Here is a 19,347-nt window from a genome sequence, read left to right on the forward strand (position 1 = left end):
AGAAGAGGTTTAGGGGTATAGCTCAATTGGCAGAGCGTCGGTCTCCAAAACCGAAGGTTGGGGGTTCGATTCCCTCTGCCCCTGCCAGATCCCGGTGACTCCCGCGCTTCACGGCGCACCCGATCTGAGTCCGGATTTGGCCCGTCCAGCAGCCCGCAGGCAGGACCCGACAGGGTCCGACAAGCCCGGCGGGCTTTGCTGCTGATGGTGGCGGCGTCGCCGCCCCGTTCGAAACGAAACAAATGAGCCAACCACAAGTCGAAACCGTCTCCACCGGCGCTGACAAAGCCAAGCTGGCCGCTGCCGGCGTGCTGCTCGTCGGCGCCGTGGCGGCGTTTTACCTGCTGAACCAGCAGGACACCTGGGTGCGTGTTGCCGCCCTGGTGGTCGGCCTGGCGGCGGCCGTGGGCATGTTCTTCACGGCCGAGCAGGGCAAGCAGCTGATCGGCTTCTCGAACGAGTCCTGGCGCGAGGTCAAGAAGGTCGTCTGGCCGAGCCGCAAGGAAGCCCTGCAGATGACGGGCTACGTGTTCGCCTTCGTCGTCGTGATGGCCTTGTTCCTCTGGTTGACCGACAAGACGCTGGAATGGGTGTTGTACGACCTGATCCTCAACTGGCGCTGAAGGAGTCCCCGAGATGAGCGAAATCGAAAGCGGAGCCTCCGCCAAACGCTGGTACGTCGTCCATGCCTATTCCGGCATGGAGAAGGCCGTCGAGCGTAACCTGCGCGAGCGCATCGACCGCGCCGGCATGCAGGACAAGTTCGGCCGCATCCTGGTCCCCACCGAAGAGGTGATCGAGGTCAAGAACGGCAAGAAGGCCGTCACCGAGCGCCGCTTTTTCCCCGGCTACGTGCTGGTGGAAATGGTGATGGACGACGACACCTGGCACCTGGTGAAGCACACCTCCAAGGTGACCGGCTTCGTTGGCGGCGCCAAGAACCGGCCGGTGCCCATCTCGGAAGACGAGGTCATGAAGATCGTCAACCAGATGCAGGAAGGCATCGAGAAGCCGCGGCCCAAGGTCGAGTGGGAAGTCGGCGAGGTGGTGCGCGTCAAGGAAGGTCCCTTCACCGACTTCAACGGCGCGATCGAAGAGGTCAACTACGACAAGTCCAAGCTGCGCGTCTCGGTCACCATCTTCGGCCGCGCAACGCCGGTGGAGCTGGACTTCCACCAGGTCGAGAAGATCTGAGCGTCTTCGCACTGAAATTCAGCGGTCGGCCCGTCCAGCCCGGGGCCTGCCGCGTTGTACCAACAGGGTTGTTTTGACGAGGAGCCGGCGGTGACGCCGGCGTTTGAACTCGGTTAGGAGCCACTATGGCCAAGAAGATTGTCGGCTTCATCAAGCTGCAAATCCCGGCAGGCAAGGCCAATCCTTCGCCCCCGGTCGGTCCTGCGCTGGGTCAGCGCGGCCTGAACATCATGGAATTCTGCAAGGCGTTCAACGCCCAGACGCAGGGCGTTGAGCCCGGTCTGAAGCTGCCGGTGGTGATCACCGCGTTTGCAGACAAGTCCTTCACCTTCGTCATCAAGACCCCGCCCGCGACGGTCCTGATCAAGAAGGCGGTCAAGATCGAGAAGGGCTCGAGCCGCGCCCACCTGGACAAGGTTGGCAAGATCAGCCGCGGCCAGCTCGAAGAGATCGCGAAGACCAAGATGAAGGACCTGACGGCCGCCGACCTCGACGCCGCCGTCAAGACCATTGCAGGCTCTGCCCGTTCGATGGGCATCATCGTGGAAGGTGTCTGATCATGGCCAAGCTGACCAAACGCCAGAAGGCTAACCAGGGCAAGGTCGAGAGCACCAAGCTCTATCCGATCGAGCAGGCCCTGTCCCTCGTGAAAGAGGCGGCCGTCGCCAAGTTCGACGAGTCCATCGACGTCGCCGTGCAACTCGGCATCGACGCGAAGAAGTCCGACCAGGTCGTGCGTGGCGCCGTCGTGCTGCCCAACGGCACCGGCAAGACCAAGCGCGTCGCCGTGTTCGCCCAGGGCGCCAAGGCCGAGGAAGCCAAGGCCGCCGGTGCCGACGTCGTCGGTATGGAAGACCTGGCCGAGCAAGTGAAGGCCGGCAACATCAACTTCGACGTCGTGATCGCCTCGCCGGACACGATGCGCGTGGTCGGTACGCTCGGCCAGATCCTGGGCCCGCGCGGCCTGATGCCGAACCCCAAGGTCGGCACCGTGACGCCCGACGTCGCCACGGCGGTCAAGAACGCCAAGGCCGGCCAGGTGCAGTTCCGTGTCGACAAGGCCGGCATCATCCATGCCACGATCGGCCGTCGTTCCTTCGAAGACGACAAGCTGCGCGGCAACCTGGCCGCGCTGCTGGAAGCCCTGAACAAGGCCAAGCCGGCCTCGAGCAAGGGCATCTACCTGCGCAAGGTCGCGGTGTCCTCGACGATGGGCATTGGCGTGCGTGTCGATGCAGCGACGATCAACGCTGCACCGGCTGCCTGAAGAAGTATTTGAAGCGCCAGTGCCCCACAAGGGCACGGTGCTTGAATTGGTGGGCCGCAGCCCCCTCGCGAGAGCAGGAGCTGCGGGCTATCAAAGACCGTTGGTGGGGCCCTCGGGCCGCTTAATCGGGAACAGGGCGCAAGTCCGGTTCCCGGCCAACGCAGATGGCGCACCCGCTGGAATGGATGTGAGGTCGGTCGCGAGATCGGCCTGGTTTCCTGAACAGAGGTCGCTGTTAACTGGTGCACCCGGGGTGACCCGGGTGTGAATGTGAGGAGTAGACCTTGAGTCTGAATCGCAACGAGAAACAAGCTGTCGTGACGGAAGTGGCGGCCCAAGCGGCCCGCTCGCAGACGCTCGCGCTGGCGGAGTACCGTGGCCTCACCGTCGCTCAACTGGACCAGCTGCGTCGTACGGCGCGTGCCCAGGGTGTGTATCTGCACGTCCTGAAGAACACGCTCGCCCGTCGCGCCGTCGCTGGCACCCCGTTCGAAGTGGCGGCCGAGTCCATGGCCGGTCCGCTGATCTACGGCTTTTCGGAAGACGCCGTTGCCGCCGCGAAAGTCCTCGCCGACTTTTCCAAGGGCAACGACAAGCTGGTCATCAAGGCTGGCGCCTACAGCGGCAAGTCGCTTGACGCTGCCGGCGTGAAGGCCCTGGCCGCCATCCCGAGCAAGGAAGTGCTGCTGTCCCAACTGTTGGGTCTCATGCAGTCGCCCGTGTCTCGCATGGCTCGCGTGCTGGCCGCCCTGTCCGAGAAGCGTGGCGAAGGCGCCCCTGCCGAGGCACCCGCTGCCGAAGCCGCCCCCGCAGCTTGAATTCATTCATACGAACCACAGTTTAGGAACCCAAAATGGCATTCGATAAAGACGCTTTCCTGACCGCCCTGGACAGCATGTCCGTGATGGAACTCAATGACCTGGTGAAGGCCATTGAAGAGAAGTTCGGCGTGTCCGCCGCCGCGATGGCCGCTCCCGCCGCCGGCGGTGGCGCTGCCGCCCCGGCCGCTGAAGAGAAGACCGAGTTCAACGTCGTGCTGCTGGAAGCCGGCGCGAACAAGGTCGGCGTGATCAAGGCCGTGCGCGAAATCACCGGCCTGGGCCTGAAGGAAGCCAAGGACCTGGTCGACGGCGCTCCGAAGCCCGTCAAGGAAGGCATTGCCAAGGCCGACGCCGAAGCCGCCAAGAAGAAGCTGGAAGAAGCCGGCGCCAAGGTGGAACTCAAGTAATTGCGTTTCCCGCATGGGGCTGGGGGCTTCTAAGGGGCTCCCAGCCTTTTGCGCTTCATGGATTTGACTCCTGGAGCGCACCCGGAAAGGGATTTCGGGGCACGCTAGTGGCCTTGAGACCCTTTCCGAGTGTTCTCTGATCCGACTGCAGAGAGACGGTTTGGTCGGACCGCGGTGCAACGCCGAGGTCGTCCGCCAGCGGCTGGTAGTGGCCAGCCACCAAGCTTCAGATCCGCCCCCGCCACCATCCGGGGAAGCCCACGGATCTGATCGCCAGTCGCCCGATTGAGCACCTGTTCAGGCCAAGCAGGTCGCTTCAACGTACGGAGTGTTTATGGCGTATACCTACACCGAGCGCAAACGCATTCGCAAGAGCTTCGGCAAGCGCGAGAGCGTCCTCAACGTCCCCTACCTGCTGACCATGCAGCGGGAATCTTACGTCGCCTTCCTCCAGAAGGACGTCCCCCCGCAAAAGCGCAAGCCCGAGGGCTTGCAGGCAGCCTTCCTTTCCGCGTTCCCGATCGTGTCGCACAACGGGTTCGTGGAGATGAAGTTCATCGAATACAACATCGCCAAGCCTCCGTTCGACACCCGCGAGTGCCAGCAGCGCGGTCTGACGTACGCTTCCGCCGTGCGCGCGAAGCTGCAGATGATCGTGTACGACCGCGAGTCGCCGCAGGCCAAGACCGTCAAGGAGATCAAGGAGCAGGAAGTCTACATGGGCGAAGTACCGCTCATGACCGACTACGGCTCCTTCATCGTCAACGGCACCGAGCGTGTCATCGTCTCGCAGCTGCACCGCTCGCCGGGCGTGTTCTTCGAGCATGACAAGGGCAAGACGCACAGCTCGGGCAAGCTGTTGTTCAGCGCCCGCATCATCCCTTACCGCGGCTCCTGGCTGGACTTCGAGTTCGACCCCAAGGACATCCTGTTCTTCCGTGTCGACCGCCGCCGCAAGATGCCGGTCACGATCCTGCTGAAGGCGATCGGCCTGAATCCCGAGCAGATCCTGGCGAACTTCTTCGTCTTCGACAACTTCCGCCTGATGGACTCGGGCGCGCAGATGGAGTTCGTCTCCGAGCGTCTGCGCGGCGAGGTCGCCCGCTTCGACATCACCGACAAGTCCGGCAACGTCATCGTCGAGAAGGACAAGCGCATCACCGCCCGCCACACCCGGGCGATGGAGCAGTCCGGCACCCAGTTCATCACGGTGCCCGAGGACTTCCTGGTCGGCCGCGTGCTGGCCAAGAACCAGATCGACCCCGACACCGGCGAGATCATCGCCAAGGCCAACGACGAGCTGACCGAATCGCTGCTGAAGAAGCTGCGCGGTGCCGGCATCAAGGACATCCAGTGCCTGTACACCAACGAGCTGGATCAGGGGGCCTACATCTCCCAGACCCTGGCCAGCGACGAGACCGCTGACCAGCTGGCCGCGCGGGTGGCGATCTACCGCATGATGCGCCCCGGCGAGCCGCCGACGGAAGACGCCGTCGAGGCCCTGTTCAACCGCCTGTTCTACAGCGCCGACACCTATGACCTGTCGCGCGTGGGTCGCATGAAGTTCAACGCCCGCGTGGGCCGCGACGAACCCACGGGCCCCATGACCCTGTCGAACGAGGACATCCTCGACGTCGTCAAGATCCTGGTGGACCTGCGCAATGGCCGCGGCGAAGTGGACGACATCGACCACCTCGGCAACCGCCGCGTGCGCTGCGTCGGCGAACTGGCCGAGAACCAGTACCGCTCCGGCCTCGCCCGTATCGAGAAGGCCGTCAAGGAGCGTCTGGGCCAGGCCGAGACCGAAGCCCTGATGCCGCACGATCTGATCAACTCCAAGCCGATTTCCGCGGCCCTGAAGGAGTTCTTCGGTGCGTCGCAGCTGTCGCAGTTCATGGACCAGACCAACCCGCTGTCCGAGATCACGCACAAGCGTCGCGTCTCGGCCCTGGGCCCGGGCGGTCTGACCCGCGAGCGTGCCGGCTTCGAAGTGCGCGACGTGCACCCGACCCACTACGGCCGTGTCTGCCCGATCGAAACGCCTGAAGGTCCGAACATCGGTCTGATCAACTCGCTCGCGCTGTACGCCCAGCTCAACGAGTACGGCTTCCTGGAGACGCCCTACCGCCGCGTGAGCGATGGCAAGGTGACTGACCAGATCGACTACCTGTCGGCCATCGAGGAAGGCAAGTACGTCATCGCCCAGGCCAACGCCTCGCTGGATGCCGAAGGCAAGCTGATCGACGAGCTGGTGTCCGCCCGCGAAAAGGGCGAATCGGTGCTGACCTCGCCCGAGCGCATCCAGTACATGGACGTGGCGCCGACCCAGATCGTCTCGGTCGCGGCCTCGCTGGTGCCCTTCCTGGAGCACGATGACGCGAACCGTGCACTGATGGGCGCCAACATGCAGCGCCAGGCCGTGCCGACCCTGCGTCCCGAGAAGGCCTTCGTCGGTACCGGCGTCGAGCGCGTTGCCGCGGTCGACTCTGGCACGGTCGTCGCGGCCAAGCGCGGCGGCGTGGTCGACTATGTCGACACCAACCGCGTCGTGATCCGCGTCAACGACAACGAGACGGTGGCCGGCGAAGTCGGCGTCGACATCTACAACCTGATCAAGTACCAGCGTTCCAACCAGAACACCAACATCCACCAGCGCCCCATCGTGCGCCGCGGTGATGCGGTGGCCGCCGGCGACGTGATCGCCGACGGCGCGTCGACCGACCTGGGCGAGCTCGCGCTCGGCCAGAACATGCTGGTCGCCTTCATGCCCTGGAACGGCTACAACTTCGAGGACTCGATCCTGATCAGCGAACGTGTCGTGGCCGACGACCGCTACACCTCGATCCACATCGAGGAGCTGGTGGTGATGGCCCGCGACACCAAGCTGGGCCCCGAGGAAATCACGCGCGACATCCCCAACCTGTCGGAACACCAGCTGTCCCGCCTGGACGAGTCGGGCATCGTCTACATCGGTGCCGAGGTGCAGGCTGGCGACGTGCTGGTCGGCAAGGTCACGCCCAAGGGTGAGACCACCCTCACGCCTGAAGAGAAGCTGCTGCGCGCGATCTTCGGCGAGAAGGCCTCCGACGTGAAGGACACCTCGCTGCGCGTGGACCAGGGCACCGCCGGCACCGTCATCGACGTGCAGGTCTTCACCCGCGAAGGCATCCAGCGCGACAAGCGCGCCCAGCAGATCATCGACGACGAGCTGAAGCGCTTCCGCCTGGACCTGAACGACCAGCTGCGTATCGTCGAGGCCGACGCCTTCGACCGTATCGAGAAGCTGCTCACCGGCAAGACCGCCAACGGCGGTCCGAAGAAGCTGGCCAAGGGTGCGGTGATCGACAAGGCCTACCTGGCCGATGTCGAGAAGTACCACTGGTTCGACATCCGTCCGGCCGACGACGATGTCGCCAACCAGCTCGAGAGCATCAAGAACTCGCTGGAGCAGACCCGCCACAGCTTCGACCTCGCCTTCGAAGAGAAGCGCAAGAAGCTGACCCAGGGCGACGAGCTGCCCGCCGGCGTGCTCAAGATGGTCAAGGTCTACCTGGCCGTCAAGCGCCGCCTGCAGCCCGGCGACAAGATGGCCGGCCGCCACGGCAACAAGGGTGTGGTCTCCAAGATCGTCCCGGTCGAGGACATGCCCTACATGGCCGACGGCACCCCTGCCGACATCGTGCTGAACCCGCTGGGTGTGCCCTCGCGGATGAACGTGGGCCAGGTGCTGGAAGTGCACCTGGGCTGGGCCGGCAAGGGCATCGGCCAGCGCATCGGCGACATGCTGCAGCAGCACACCCGTGTGCAGGAGCTGCGCAAGTTCTTCGACGAGCTGTACAACAAGTCCGGCGGCAAGACCGAGAACATCGACGAGCTGAGCGACACCGAGGTCATCGAGATGGCCGAGAACCTCGCCAAGGGCGTGCCCTTCGCGACCCCGGTGTTCGATGGCGCGGCCGAGGAAGAGATCCGCGCGATGCTGAAGCTGGCCTACCCGGACGAGATCGCGAAGGCCAAGGGCCTGACCAGCACCCGCACGCAAGCCACACTGCACGACGGCCGCACCGGCGACGCCTTCGAGCGTCCGGTCACGGTCGGCTACATGCACGTGCTGAAGCTGCACCACCTGGTCGACGACAAGATGCACGCCCGTTCGACCGGCCCGTACTCGCTCGTCACCCAGCAGCCGCTGGGCGGCAAGGCCCAGTTCGGCGGCCAGCGCTTCGGTGAGATGGAAGTGTGGGCGCTGGAAGCCTACGGCGCTTCCTATGTGCTGCAGGAGATGTTGACCGTGAAGTCCGACGACGTGAACGGCCGTACCAAGGTGTACGAGAACATCGTCAAGGGCGAACACGCGATCGACGCCGGCATGCCGGAATCGTTCAACGTGCTGGTCAAGGAAATTCGTTCGCTCGGCATCGACATCGAGCTCGAGCGCAACTAAAGGAGTTATGCATGAAAGGCTTGCTGGACCTTTTCAAGCAGTTCACCCCCGACGAACACTTCGACGCGATCAAGATCGGGCTCGCTTCGCCCGAGAAGATCCGCTCGTGGTCGTTCGGCGAGGTGAAGAAGCCCGAGACCATCAACTACCGCACCTTCAAGCCGGAGCGTGACGGCCTGTTCTGCGCCAAGATCTTCGGCCCGATCAAGGACTACGAGTGCCTGTGCGGCAAGTACAAGCGCCTGAAGCACCGCGGCGTGATCTGCGAGAAGTGCGGCGTCGAGGTCACGCAGACCAAGGTGCGCCGCGAGCGCATGGGTCACATCGACCTGGCCGCGCCCTGCGCGCACATCTGGTTCCTGAAGTCGCTGCCGTCGCGTCTGGGCCTGGTGCTCGACATGACGCTGCGCGACATCGAGCGCGTGCTGTACTTCGAAGCCTACGTCGTGGTCGACCCGGGCATGACGCCGCTGAAGAAGTTCTCGATCATGAGCGAGGACGACTACGACGCGAAGCGCCAGGAGTACGGTGACGAGTTCGTCGCGCTGATGGGTGCCGAAGGCATTCAGAAGCTGCTGGCCGAGATGGACCTCGATGTGGAGATCGACAAGCTCCGCAACGACATGACCGGCTCCGAGCTCAAGATCAAGAAGAACTCGAAGCGCCTGAAGGTCATGGAGGCCTTCAAGAAGTCCGGCATCAAGCCGAACTGGATGATTCTCGAAGTGCTGCCCGTGCTGCCGCCGGACCTGCGTCCGCTGGTGCCGCTGGACGGCGGCCGCTTCGCGACCTCCGACCTGAACGATCTCTACCGTCGCGTCATCAACCGCAACAACCGCCTGGCGCGCCTGCTCGAGCTGAAGGCGCCCGAGATCATCGTGCGCAACGAGAAGCGCATGCTGCAGGAAGCGGTCGACTCGCTGCTGGACAACGGCCGTCGCGGCAAGGCGATGACCGGTGCCAACAAGCGCGCCCTCAAGTCGCTGGCCGACATGATCAAGGGCAAGAGCGGTCGTTTCCGTCAGAACCTGCTGGGCAAGCGGGTGGACTACTCCGGCCGTTCCGTCATCACCGTGGGCCCGACCCTCAAGCTGCACCAGTGCGGCCTGCCCAAGCTGATGGCGCTGGAGCTGTTCAAGCCCTTCATCTTCTCGCGCCTGGAGGCAATGGGCATCGCCACCACCATCAAGGCCGCGAAGAAGGAAGTCGAAGCCGGCACGCCGGTGGTGTGGGACATCCTGGAAGAGGTCATCAAGGAGCACCCGGTCCTGCTGAACCGCGCTCCGACCCTGCACCGCCTCGGCATCCAGGCTTTCGAGCCGGTGCTGATCGAAGGCAAGGCGATCCAACTGCACCCGCTGGTCTGCGCGGCCTTCAACGCCGACTTCGACGGTGACCAGATGGCCGTTCACGTGCCGCTGTCCATCGAGGCGCAGATGGAAGCGCGCGCGCTGATGCTCGCCTCCAACAACGTGCTCTTCCCCGCCAACGGCGAGCCCTCCATCGTGCCGTCGCAAGACGTGGTGCTGGGCCTGTACTACGCGACCCGTGAGCGTACCAACGGCAAGGGCGAAGGCATGGTGTTCTCCGACATCGGGGAAGTGCACCGTGCGCTCGACAACGGCGTGATCGAGATCACCGCGCGCATCAGCGTGCGGCTGGTCGAGTACAGCAAGGACAAGGTCACCGGCGAGTTCATCCCCGAGACCAAGCTGGTCGAGACCACCGTGGGTCGCGCGCTGCTGTCCGAGATCCTGCCCAAGGGCCTGCCGTTCTCGAACATCAACAAGGCGCTGAAGAAGAAAGAGATCTCCAAGCTCATCAACGTGTCCTTCCGCAAGTGCGGCCTGAAGGACACGGTGGTGTTCGCCGACAAGCTGCTGCAGTCGGGCTTCCGCCTGGCCACGCGTGCCGGCATCTCGATCGCGATCGACGACATGCTGGTGCCGCCCGAGAAGCACCTCATCATCGAGCGCGCCGAGAAGGAAGTGAAGGAGATCGAGCAGCAGTACGTCTCCGGTCTCGTGACCGCCGGCGAGCGCTACAACAAGGTGGTGGACATCTGGGGCAAGGCCGGTGACGAAGTGGGCAAGGTCATGATGACCCAGCTCGCCAAGCAGAAGGTCATCGACCGCCACGGCAAGGAAGTCGACCAGGAGTCGTTCAACTCCATCTACATGATGGCCGACTCCGGCGCGCGGGGTTCCGCCGCCCAGATCCGCCAGCTGGCGGGCATGCGCGGCCTGATGGCCAAGCCGGACGGCTCGATCATCGAGACCCCCATCACGGCGAACTTCCGTGAAGGCCTGAACGTGCTGCAGTACTTCAACTCGACGCACGGCGCCCGCAAGGGTCTGGCCGACACGGCGTTGAAGACCGCGAACTCCGGCTACCTGACCCGTCGCCTGGTCGACGTGACCCAGGACCTGGTGGTGACCGAGGACGATTGCGGCACCAGCAATGGCATCGCGATGCGCGCGCTGGTCGAGGGCGGTGAGGTGATCGAGTCGCTGCGCGACCGCATCCTGGGCCGCGTGACTGCCAACGAGGTGGTCCACCCCGAGACCCAGGAAGGCCTCCTCGCGTCCGGCGACATGCTGGACGAGGACGCGCTCGACCAGATCGAGGCCGCCGGCGTCGACGAGGTCAAGGTCCGCACCCCGCTGACCTGCGCGACCCGCTTCGGTCTGTGCGCCAAGTGCTACGGCCGCGACCTTGGCCGCGGCGGCCTGGTGAACACCGGCGAGGCGGTCGGCGTGATTGCCGCGCAGTCCATCGGCGAGCCTGGCACGCAGCTGACGATGCGGACCTTCCACATCGGCGGCGCGGCCACGCGTGCGGCGGTGGCATCCAGCGTCGAGGCCAAGAGCGACGGCATCATCGGTTTCAACCCGACGATGCGCTACGTGACCAACGGCAAGGGCGAGCTGGTGGTGATCTCGCGTTCCGGCGAGATCATCATCTCCGACCAGCACGGCCGCGAGCGCGAGCGCCACAAGGTGCCTTACGGTGCCACCCTGAACGTCAAGGCCGACCAGCAGATCAAGGCCGGCCTGATCCTCGCGAACTGGGATCCGCTGACCCGCCCGATCATCACGGAATTCGCCGGTCGTGCGAAGTTCGAGAACGTCGAGGAAGGCGTGACCGTCGCCAAGCAGGTCGATGAAGTGACCGGCCTGTCGACCCTGGTCGTGATCGACCCGAAGCGCCGTGGCGCCGCCAAGGTCGTGCGTCCGCAGGTCAAGCTGCTCGACGCCACCGGCAACGAGGTGAAGATCCCGGGCACCGACCACTCGGTGACGATCGGCTTCCAGGTCGGCGCGCTGATCCAGATCCGTGATGGCCAAGACCTCGCGCCTGGTGAAGTGCTGGCCCGTATTCCGGTCGAAGGCCAGAAGACCCGCGACATCACCGGCGGTCTGCCGCGTGTGGCCGAGCTCTTCGAAGCCCGTTCGCCGAAGGACAAGGGCATCCTGGCGGAGGTCACCGGCACGGTGTCCTTCGGCAAGGAGACCAAGGGCAAGGTGCGCCTGCAGATCACCGACCCGGACGGCAAGGTGTGGGAAGAGCTGGTGCCGAAGGAAAAGAACATCCTGGTGCACGAAGGCCAGGTGGTCAACCGCGGCGAGCTGATCGTCGACGGCGCGGCGGATCCGCAGGACATCCTGCGCCTGCTGGGCATCGAGGAGCTGGCCCGCTACATCGTCGACGAAGTGCAGGACGTGTACCGTCTGCAGGGCGTGAAGATCAACGACAAGCACATCGAGGTGATCGTTCGCCAGATGCTGCGTCGCGTGCAGATCACGAACCCGGGCGACACGAACTACATCGCCGGCGAGCAGGTCGAGCGTTCGGAGCTGCTGGACACCAACGACCGCATGCGCAACGAAGGCAAGATGGAGGCGACGCACAGCGATGTGCTGCTGGGCATCACCAAGGCCTCGCTGTCGACCGACTCCTTCATCTCCGCGGCTTCCTTCCAGGAAACCACCCGCGTGCTCACCGAGGCGGCCATCATGGGCAAGCGCGACGAGCTGCGTGGCCTGAAGGAAAACGTCATCGTGGGTCGCCTGATCCCGGCCGGTACCGGTCTCGCCTTCCACCAGGCCCGCAAGGCCAAGGAGGAGATGGACGAGCAGGAGCGCCGCGCCATCGCGATGCAGGAAGCCGAAGAAATGGCGGCGCTGCAGATGGCGCACGTCGATGCCGGCCCGGACGAGGGTGCGCCGACGGGCGAGTGAAGATGGCGGGCTTCGTGCCCTTGCTGAAAAGGCGGCTTCGGCCGCCTTTTTTCATGCTCGCGCCGCGAACCGGCGTCGGGTGCCGGGCTGGGAAGCTGCGGACGCGCCGGTCCTTCAGGCCCTCATCGCAAGTTCCGGCGCGACGCCCGCTGGCCGGTCGCGCTGCCGGCGCAGCACGGCAAGCGCGTCGTCCAACTCGCCGCACAGGGCGTCGAGACCCTTGTCGCCGGCAAAACCCTCTGCGACCGCAGCGCACCGCGCCCCGAGTGAACTCGATGAGAGGACGTCGCCGAGCACCTTCGCCAATCGTCGAGGGCTGGCTCGCGAGGCCTTCACGCACTCGCCGACACCCAGCTCCCGCACCCGGACGCCGTTGTCGAATTGATCGAAGGCGAAGGGCACGATCAGTTGCGGAATGCCGGCGCGCAGGGCCTCCGCAGTCGTCCCTATGCCGCCGTGATGCACCAGCGCCTCGGCGCGTGGCAGCAGGGCCCGGAAGGGGGCGTGCGCCTGCCAGAGCACGGTGTCGGGGAGTTCCGACGGGATCTGTTCACGGTGCGGCGTCAGAAAGATGGCCCGTCGGCCGAGTCGCATCGTCGCCGCGAGCGCACTTGCAAAGTAGGCCGAGGCATGGCGGTGTCCGGTGCCTGGCGTGAAGACGATGGGCGCGTCGCCGTCCGCCAGGAACTGGTTCAGCTCGGGGGGCAGGATTTCGCCGACTCGGCTTTCATGGAGCGGAAACGCCCCGCTGATCACAGGGCTCGGCCAATCGGGTTGCGGCGCACCGAACCACGTGGGGAACAGCGTCAGCGACAGGTCGGCGGCTCCCTGCATGTGGTGTATGAACCCGCGCACCGGCGCCAGACCGACGGCTTCCCTGCGTGTGTTCAGGTCCGGCAGGAAGACGGGGTCGATCATCCGGGCATCGACCTGGCGCCAGATCCAGCGGCGCCAGGCCGGCGGCACCCAGGCGGGCACCCGCAGCGAGCCGACGGTCATCGGGTCGTGGCAGGTGCGCAGATTGGATGGCGCCAGGTAGGCGCCGACAATCTGCAAATCCCTGCGGACGGTCCGCGCGATGGCGGCGGCCGGCAGCGTGATGGGATGGGCCAGGACCCAGCAGCGATCCTCGCGAGGCAGCGCGGCGATCAGGTCCCGGGTGGCTCCCAGGCTGGGGCGCAGGCTGCGCCAAACGACGCCGAAAGCCTTGCGTTCGTCCCACAGGTCCGGGTCGTCCATGGCAGCCTGGTGGTGCTCGTTGGTCCCCATCGGCCTGAAAACGAAGCCGGCCTGCTTCACGAGCGTCTCGTGCACGGGCGAGACCAGGAAGGTGACGCGGTGGCCACGAGCTTGCAAGCCGGCCGCGATGCCGAGAAAGGGGCGAATGTCTCCGGCGGTGCCCCAGGACGTGACCACGACATGGGCGCGATCGGAAACAGCGCGTGCCGGTTTGGATAGAGCGTGTTCTGCGAGCTGGAGCAAGGTCGGTTCCTGTCGATGGGGCATGCCTTGTCGCCCCACTGCTGGGTTTACGGCGGGGCGCAGTCTAACTGCACCCCCGCAGGGCCGGGTGGCCGCACGACGAATGGCGGCCGGACCCCGTGGCAGCCCAGGGCGAAGGGTGGGCCGCTACCTCGTGCCCGTTCGGCGATGAGGTCCTGCATCAGCTTCTTGTTGCCCTTGCTCGTCGGTGTGTGTCCGGTGCCTGGGGGGAAGGGGCGCAGGATCGAACGCGGGACGCTTGCCGTCGGCGAGCCACTGGTCGTAAAAGTCGATCTTCGCGTCCAGCAACACGAGCGCGTCCTGCCACTCGGCGAGCGTACGCTGCACCCGCTCCCGGTGGCTGCGCAGCAGCCCGGCGCGTTGGACCAGCGTGGCCTTGCCTTGCCGCACGAGATCGGCGTACTCCCGCATGGCGGCGATGGACATGCCGGTGGCGCGCAGTCGTTCCATCAGCAGCAGCCAGCCGACGTGCTGCTCGGTGTAGACCCGTCGCCCGCCGGCATCTCTCGCGACGCCCGGGATCAGTCCCTGCGCCTCGTACCAGCGGATGGTGTGGACGCTGCGGCCGGTGCGTGCCGCCAGCGCGCCGATGAGAAGCCGTCCCGTCATCGATGCTCTCCTGCATGCCTGTATTGAACGCGCTCGAGCACACTCCAGGTCAAGGGATGTTGCGGCGGCCTCGCGCCCTGCATGCGCAGGACGATGGCAGCGGCGCGAAGTGGGGGCGGCCAGGCTCGCGGCAACTCGTTCCTCAGCCGTAATGCACGGCGCCTATCATGGCGGCTAGCCCGGAGTTGACCCCATGCCTTCCCACCGCATCGCGCTGATTTCTCACGACAAGAAGAAGGACGACATGATCGCGCTGGCGCGCGAGTTCCGCGACTTCCTGGCTCAGTGCCAGCTCTGTGCCACCGGGACCACCGGCGGCCGCCTGCAGCGCGAAATCGGCCTGAATGTGGAATGCATGCTCAGCGGGCCGCTGGGCGGCGATCTCCAGATCGGCGCCCGGCTCGCTGTGGGCGGGATTGATGCGGTGATCTTCCTGCGCGACCCGATGACGCCCCAGCCGCACGAGCCCGACATCAATGCCCTGGTGCGCGCTTGCGACGTCCACGACATCCCCTGCGCCACCAACGTGGCGAGCGCGCGCTTATTGCTCGGCGCCCTGCGAGCCTGACCTCGGGTCCGCCGCGCTGTCCTGCCAATCGGCCGGGCGCAGCACCGCGACCCCGCGCAGTCGGGCGCGCTTGGCCAGCTTGAGCAGTTCGCGGTCCTTGGTGAGCAGCCACTGGGCGCCGCGTGCGACGGCGAGGTCGATGAACTTCTGGTCGTCCGGGTCGCCGCAGCGCATCGGGGCGCGCGGGGCCGGCGGCTCCTGGGTATGGGCATAGCGCTCCCAAATCGCCGCGATGTGCAAGGAATCGGGTTGCCGTGCAGCGATCCATTCATAGGTAAGCACTCGCTCCAGTTCGTCGCGCATAGAATGGGTGGCGATCCAGCACAGGCGGCCGGAGGTGACCGCGTCGGCGATGTGCAGCACCTCGGGGTCGCGGAAAACCAGCCAGTCCAGCAGGACGTTGGTGTCGAGGACAACGGCGGGCAGCGGGGCAGGGGTCATGAGGCTCCCGGGAAGTGGGGGTTTGGCACAAGCCCTGGCTTGCGGCGAGGTACTGCCCGCAATATAATCGAAAGCTTTTCGGCAGATTCTGCTGCGCTCTTTGCTGGGCGGCTCACCGGAATCGGTGGTGACAAGGCGTCTCATGGCGCCAAGAGTTTGTTCACCGCCGGCGTGCTTCCGGCATCGGGCTGGTGCTTCATTTGGGGTGCGTGGCGGCTGTCGCGCGGGTTTGGCCCGTGCGGTCCTGTCGGAAAAGAAATCTGTAACGTAACTTCAAACGGGAACAAGTTACCCATGCCAACCATCAATCAACTCGTGCGCCACGGTCGTGAGACCGAGGTCACGAAGTCCAAGTCGCCGGCGATGGAGGGGTCTCCTCAGCGCCGCGGTGTCTGCACCCGCGTGTACACCACCACCCCGAAGAAGCCGAACTCGGCGTTGCGTAAGGTCGCCAAGGTGCGCCTGACGAACGGCTTCGAGGTCATCTCCTACATCGGCGGTGAAGGCCACAACCTGCAGGAGCACAGCGTCGTGCTCGTGCGCGGCGGCCGTGTGAAGGATCTGCCGGGTGTGCGTTATCACATCGTCCGTGGTTCGTTGGACCTGCAGGGCGTGAAGGATCGCAAGCAGTCTCGCTCGAAGTACGGCGCCAAGCGCCCGAAGAAGGCCTGATTTAGCAAGTTGTCACGGTCCGCTCCTATGCTGAGCGAGATCGGATGTGTCGCGGTGGGCCTCAGGCTTGCCGAGTAAGTGGGTGGCCCCGGATGTTGGTGGCGCCCAGGGTGTGGGTGAAACGAAACAAGCCCGCGCCAACTGAAGCAAAAGGAAGGTGAATCATGCCTCGTCGTCGCGAAGTACCGAAGCGCGAGATCCTGCCGGACCCGAAGTTCGGCAACGTCGATCTGTCCAAGTTCATGAACGTGGTGATGGAGTCCGGCAAGAAGGCCGTGGCTGAGCGCATCATCTACGGCGCACTGGAGCAGGTCGAGAAGAAGTCCGGCAAGGACCCGCTGGAGGTGTTCCTGACCGCGCTGAACAACGTGAAGCCGATGGTCGAAGTGAAGTCCCGCCGCGTGGGCGGTGCGAACTACCAAGTTCCCGTGGAAGTTCGCCCTGTCCGCCGGATGGCGCTGGCGATGCGCTGGCTCAAGGACTCCGCTCGCAAGCGCGGTGAGAAGTCGATGGCCCAACGTCTGGCCAACGAGCTGCTGGAGGCCTCCGAAGGCCGTGGCGGCGCGATGAAAAAGCGCGACGAAGTGCACCGCATGGCCGAAGCCAACAAGGCCTTCTCGCACTTCCGCTTCTAAGCACCTCAGCAAGCCCCCACGGCTGCCCCGTCAGGTCCACGAGACACCCGGGGCGGCCTTTGTATTTGGAGTGACATCATGTCCCGCAAGACCCCGATTGAGCGCTACCGCAACATTGGTATCTCGGCTCACATCGACGCTGGTAAGACGACCACCACCGAGCGCATCCTGTTCTACACGGGTGTGAACCACAAGATCGGTGAAGTGCACGACGGCGCTGCCACCATGGACTGGATGGAGCAGGAGCAGGAGCGGGGCATCACCATCACCTCCGCCGCGACCACCTGCTTCTGGAAGGGCATGGACCTGTCCTATCCCGAGCACCGCTTCAACATCATCGACACCCCCGGGCACGTTGACTTCACCATCGAGGTGGAGCGTTCGATGCGCGTGCTCGACGGTGCCTGCATGGTGTACTGCGCCGTGGGCGGCGTTCAGCCTCAGTCCGAGACCGTCTGGCGTCAGGCCAACAAGTACAAGGTGCCGCGCCTGGCTTTCGTCAACAAGATGGACCGTACCGGTGCGAACTTCTTCAAGGTCTATGACCAGATGAAGACGCGCCTGAAGGCCAACCCCGTGCCCATCGTCGTGCCTATCGGCGCCGAGGACAACTTCAAGGGCGTGGTGGATCTCTTCAAGATGAAGGCAATCATCTGGGACGAGGCCAGCCAGGGCATGAAGTTCGACTACGGTCCCATCCCGGCCGAGCTGGAAGCCGAGTGCCAGAAGTGGCGCGAGAACATGATCGAGGCGGCCGCCGAATCCAGCGAAGAGCTGATGAACAAGTACCTCGAGACCGGCGAGCTGACCGAGGAAGAGATCAAGAAGGGTCTGCGTCAGCGCACCATCGCGACCGAGATCCAGCCGATGCTGTGCGGCACCGCCTTCAAGAACAAGGGCGTGCAGCGCATGCTCGACGCGGTGATCGACTTCCTGCCTTCCCCGGTGGACATTCCCCCTGTGGCCGGCACCGACGACGACGACAAGGAATCCACCCGCAAGGCCGACGACAACGAGAAGTTCTCGGCCCTGGCGTTCAAGCTGATGACCGATCCCTATGTCGGCCAGCTGACCTTCGTGCGTGTGTACTCCGGCGTGCTGAAGTCGGGCGACTCCGTCTACAACCCGATCAAGGGCAAGAAGGAGCGCATCGGCCGTATCCTGCAGATGCACGCCAACCAGCGTGAGGAAATCAAGGAAATCCTGGCCGGCGACATCGCCGCCTGCGTGGGGCTGAAGGAAGTGACGACCGGCGAAACGCTGTGCGATCCGGACGCCGTGATCACCCTCGAGAAGATGGTGTTCCCCGAGCCTGTGATCTCCCAAGCCGTCGAGCCCAAGACCAAGGCCGACCAGGAGAAGATGGGTATCGCGCTGGGCCGCCTGGCCCAGGAAGACCCGTCCTTCCGCGTTCGCACCGACGAGGAATCCGGCCAGACCATCATCTCCGGCATGGGCGAGCTGCACCTCGAAATCATCGTCGACCGCATGAAGCGCGAGTTCGGTGTCGAGGCCAACGTCGGCAAGCCGCAAGTGGCCTACCGCGAGACCATCCGCAAGGCGGTCTCGGACGTCGAAGGCAAGTTCGTGCGCCAGTCGGGCGGCAAGGGCCAGTACGGTCACGTCGTTCTGAAGATCGAGCCGCAAGAGGCCGGCAAGGGCTTCGAGTTCGTCGACGCCATCAAGGGCGGTGTGGTGCCTCGCGAGTTCATCCCCGCGGTGGAGAAGGGTCTGATCGACACGCTGCCCAACGGCGTGCTGGCCGGCTTCCCGGTGGTGGACGTCAAGGTCACGCTGACCTTCGGCTCCTACCACGAGGTGGACTCGAACGAAAACGCGTTCAAGATGGCCGCGTCGATCGGTTTCAAGGATGGTTGCCGCAAGGCCAACCCCGTGATCCTCGAGCCGATGATGGCGGTGGAAGTCGAGACGCCGGAAGACTACGCCGGCAACGTGATGGGCGACCTGTCGTCCCGTCGCGGCATGGTGCAGGGCATGGACGACATGCCTGGCGGCGGCAAGGTCATCAAGGCCGAGGTCCCGCTGTCGGAGATGTTCGGCTACTCGACCACGCTGCGTTCGATGTCGCAGGGCCGCGCGACCTACACGATGGAGTTCAAGCACTACGCCGAAGCTCCGAAGAACGTCGCCGACGCGATCATCACCGCTCGCGGCAAGTAATTTTTGAAGCCGGTCTTCGCCGGGGTGCCGCACGCTGCCAGTGGCGTGCGAATCCGCGGCCCGGTGGAGACCTAAAACCGAGCACTGGTGTTGCTCTTTATCCAGGAGAAATGAAATGGCAAAAGGTAAGTTCGAGCGGACCAAGCCGCACGTCAACGTGGGCACGATTGGTCACGTGGACCACGGCAAGACGACGCTGACGGCGGCGATCACGACGGTGCTGAGCAAGCTGTTCGGCGGCGAGGCGAAGGCGTACGACCAGATCGACGCGGCGCCGGAAGAGAAGGCGCGCGGCATCACGATCAACACGGCGCACGTCGAGTACGAGACGAAAAACCGCCACTATGCGCACGTGGACTGTCCC

Annotated in this window: 16 protein-coding genes and 1 tRNA gene; 14 read left to right on the top strand and 3 right to left on the bottom strand. The window is 64.8% G+C overall.

Annotated elements, in window-relative coordinates:
• Positions 1-11 precede the first annotated feature (11 nt).
• The 9 genes from OOT46_RS29525 (at position 12) to rpoC (ending at position 12,374) form a co-directional block, all read left to right on the top strand.
• Positions 12-87: transfer RNA gene (locus tag OOT46_RS29525), tRNA-Trp, on the top strand.
• Between the two features lie 155 nt (positions 88-242).
• Positions 243-623 (top strand): preprotein translocase subunit SecE, encoded by a 381-nt coding sequence (secE, locus tag OOT46_RS29530; protein WP_265407206.1) that lies wholly within the window; start codon positions 243-245, stop codon positions 621-623.
• Between the two features lie 13 nt (positions 624-636).
• On the top strand, positions 637-1,194 hold the full coding sequence (gene nusG / locus OOT46_RS29535) for a transcription termination/antitermination protein NusG (protein WP_265407207.1): 558 nt from the start codon (positions 637-639) through the stop codon (positions 1,192-1,194).
• 125 nt (positions 1,195-1,319) lie between these two features.
• A complete protein-coding gene (gene rplK / locus OOT46_RS29540; RefSeq protein ID WP_265407208.1) occupies positions 1,320-1,751 on the top strand; it encodes a 50S ribosomal protein L11 in 432 nt (143 codons plus the stop codon).
• A gap of 2 nt (positions 1,752-1,753) precedes the next feature.
• On the top strand, positions 1,754-2,461 hold the full coding sequence (gene rplA / locus OOT46_RS29545; RefSeq protein ID WP_265407209.1) for a 50S ribosomal protein L1: 708 nt from the start codon (positions 1,754-1,756) through the stop codon (positions 2,459-2,461).
• A gap of 284 nt (positions 2,462-2,745) precedes the next feature.
• A complete protein-coding gene (gene rplJ / locus OOT46_RS29550; protein WP_265407210.1) occupies positions 2,746-3,279 on the top strand; it encodes a 50S ribosomal protein L10 in 534 nt (177 codons plus the stop codon).
• A 35-nt stretch (positions 3,280-3,314) separates the two neighbouring features.
• The gene (rplL, locus tag OOT46_RS29555) at positions 3,315-3,689 is read left to right on the top strand and encodes a 50S ribosomal protein L7/L12 (RefSeq protein WP_265407211.1); all 375 of its coding nucleotides are present in this window, start codon (positions 3,315-3,317) and stop codon (positions 3,687-3,689) included.
• Between the two features lie 334 nt (positions 3,690-4,023).
• The gene (gene rpoB / locus OOT46_RS29560; protein ID WP_265407212.1) at positions 4,024-8,133 is read left to right on the top strand and encodes a DNA-directed RNA polymerase subunit beta; all 4,110 of its coding nucleotides are present in this window, start codon (positions 4,024-4,026) and stop codon (positions 8,131-8,133) included.
• Positions 8,134-8,144: 11 nt separating this feature from the next.
• Complete coding sequence (gene rpoC, locus OOT46_RS29565; RefSeq protein WP_265407213.1) at positions 8,145-12,374, top strand: DNA-directed RNA polymerase subunit beta'; 4,230 nt, start codon at positions 8,145-8,147, stop codon at positions 12,372-12,374.
• A gap of 114 nt (positions 12,375-12,488) precedes the next feature.
• Here the strand turns inward: rpoC and OOT46_RS29570 are convergent, their stop codons facing one another.
• Both OOT46_RS29570 and OOT46_RS29575 read right to left on the bottom strand, forming a co-directional pair.
• Positions 12,489-13,790, bottom strand: coding sequence for a glycosyltransferase (locus OOT46_RS29570; RefSeq protein WP_416136276.1), 1,302 nt, complete (start codon positions 13,788-13,790; stop codon positions 12,489-12,491).
• Positions 13,791-14,003: 213 nt separating this feature from the next.
• A complete protein-coding gene (locus OOT46_RS29575; RefSeq protein ID WP_265407215.1) occupies positions 14,004-14,486 on the bottom strand; it encodes a MerR family transcriptional regulator in 483 nt (160 codons plus the stop codon).
• 193 nt (positions 14,487-14,679) lie between these two features.
• On the opposite strand from OOT46_RS29575, the gene OOT46_RS29580 reads away from it, so the two are divergent.
• Entirely contained in the window at positions 14,680-15,054 is a 375-nt protein-coding gene (locus OOT46_RS29580; RefSeq protein ID WP_265407216.1) for a methylglyoxal synthase, read from the top strand.
• Here OOT46_RS29580 and OOT46_RS29585 read toward each other — a convergent pair.
• Positions 15,028-15,495 (bottom strand): putative toxin-antitoxin system toxin component, PIN family, encoded by a 468-nt coding sequence (locus OOT46_RS29585; protein WP_265407217.1) that lies wholly within the window; start codon positions 15,493-15,495, stop codon positions 15,028-15,030. The two genes, OOT46_RS29580 and OOT46_RS29585, sit on opposite strands and share 27 nt — an antisense overlap.
• A 294-nt stretch (positions 15,496-15,789) precedes the next feature.
• Between OOT46_RS29585 and rpsL the strand changes: the two genes are divergently transcribed.
• The 4 genes from rpsL to OOT46_RS29605 all read left to right on the top strand — a co-directional run.
• Positions 15,790-16,167, top strand: coding sequence for a 30S ribosomal protein S12 (rpsL, locus tag OOT46_RS29590; protein ID WP_265407218.1), 378 nt, complete (start codon positions 15,790-15,792; stop codon positions 16,165-16,167).
• 164 nt (positions 16,168-16,331) lie between these two features.
• Positions 16,332-16,802 (top strand): 30S ribosomal protein S7, encoded by a 471-nt coding sequence (gene rpsG, locus OOT46_RS29595; RefSeq protein WP_265407219.1) that lies wholly within the window; start codon positions 16,332-16,334, stop codon positions 16,800-16,802.
• Between the two features lie 78 nt (positions 16,803-16,880).
• The gene (gene fusA, locus OOT46_RS29600; RefSeq protein WP_265407220.1) at positions 16,881-18,983 is read left to right on the top strand and encodes an elongation factor G; all 2,103 of its coding nucleotides are present in this window, start codon (positions 16,881-16,883) and stop codon (positions 18,981-18,983) included.
• 115 nt (positions 18,984-19,098) lie between these two features.
• The coding region (locus OOT46_RS29605) for a GTP-binding protein (protein ID WP_265407221.1) at positions 19,099-19,347 on the top strand (249 nt) is incomplete at its 3' end.

It is taken from the genome of Aquabacterium sp. A7-Y, assembly GCF_026153205.1.
Taxonomy (GTDB): domain Bacteria; phylum Pseudomonadota; class Gammaproteobacteria; order Burkholderiales; family Burkholderiaceae_C; genus Caldimonas.

Coding starts and splice junctions, on each gene's coding strand:
- OOT46_RS29575 (WP_265407215.1), bottom strand. CDS start 14,486: ATGACGGGACGGCTTCTCATCGGCGCGCTGGCGGCACGCACCGGCCGC.
- rpoB (WP_265407212.1), top strand. CDS start 4,024: ATGGCGTATACCTACACCGAGCGCAAACGCATTCGCAAGAGCTTCGGC.
- rpsG (WP_265407219.1), top strand. CDS start 16,332: ATGCCTCGTCGTCGCGAAGTACCGAAGCGCGAGATCCTGCCGGACCCG.
- rpoC (WP_265407213.1), top strand. CDS start 8,145: ATGAAAGGCTTGCTGGACCTTTTCAAGCAGTTCACCCCCGACGAACAC.
- OOT46_RS29585 (WP_265407217.1), bottom strand. CDS start 15,495: ATGACCCCTGCCCCGCTGCCCGCCGTTGTCCTCGACACCAACGTCCTG.
- rpsL (WP_265407218.1), top strand. CDS start 15,790: ATGCCAACCATCAATCAACTCGTGCGCCACGGTCGTGAGACCGAGGTC.
- OOT46_RS29580 (WP_265407216.1), top strand. CDS start 14,680: ATGCCTTCCCACCGCATCGCGCTGATTTCTCACGACAAGAAGAAGGAC.
- rplA (WP_265407209.1), top strand. CDS start 1,754: ATGGCCAAGCTGACCAAACGCCAGAAGGCTAACCAGGGCAAGGTCGAG.
- rplL (WP_265407211.1), top strand. CDS start 3,315: ATGGCATTCGATAAAGACGCTTTCCTGACCGCCCTGGACAGCATGTCC.
- secE (WP_265407206.1), top strand. CDS start 243: ATGAGCCAACCACAAGTCGAAACCGTCTCCACCGGCGCTGACAAAGCC.
- fusA (WP_265407220.1), top strand. CDS start 16,881: ATGTCCCGCAAGACCCCGATTGAGCGCTACCGCAACATTGGTATCTCG.
- rplK (WP_265407208.1), top strand. CDS start 1,320: ATGGCCAAGAAGATTGTCGGCTTCATCAAGCTGCAAATCCCGGCAGGC.
- nusG (WP_265407207.1), top strand. CDS start 637: ATGAGCGAAATCGAAAGCGGAGCCTCCGCCAAACGCTGGTACGTCGTC.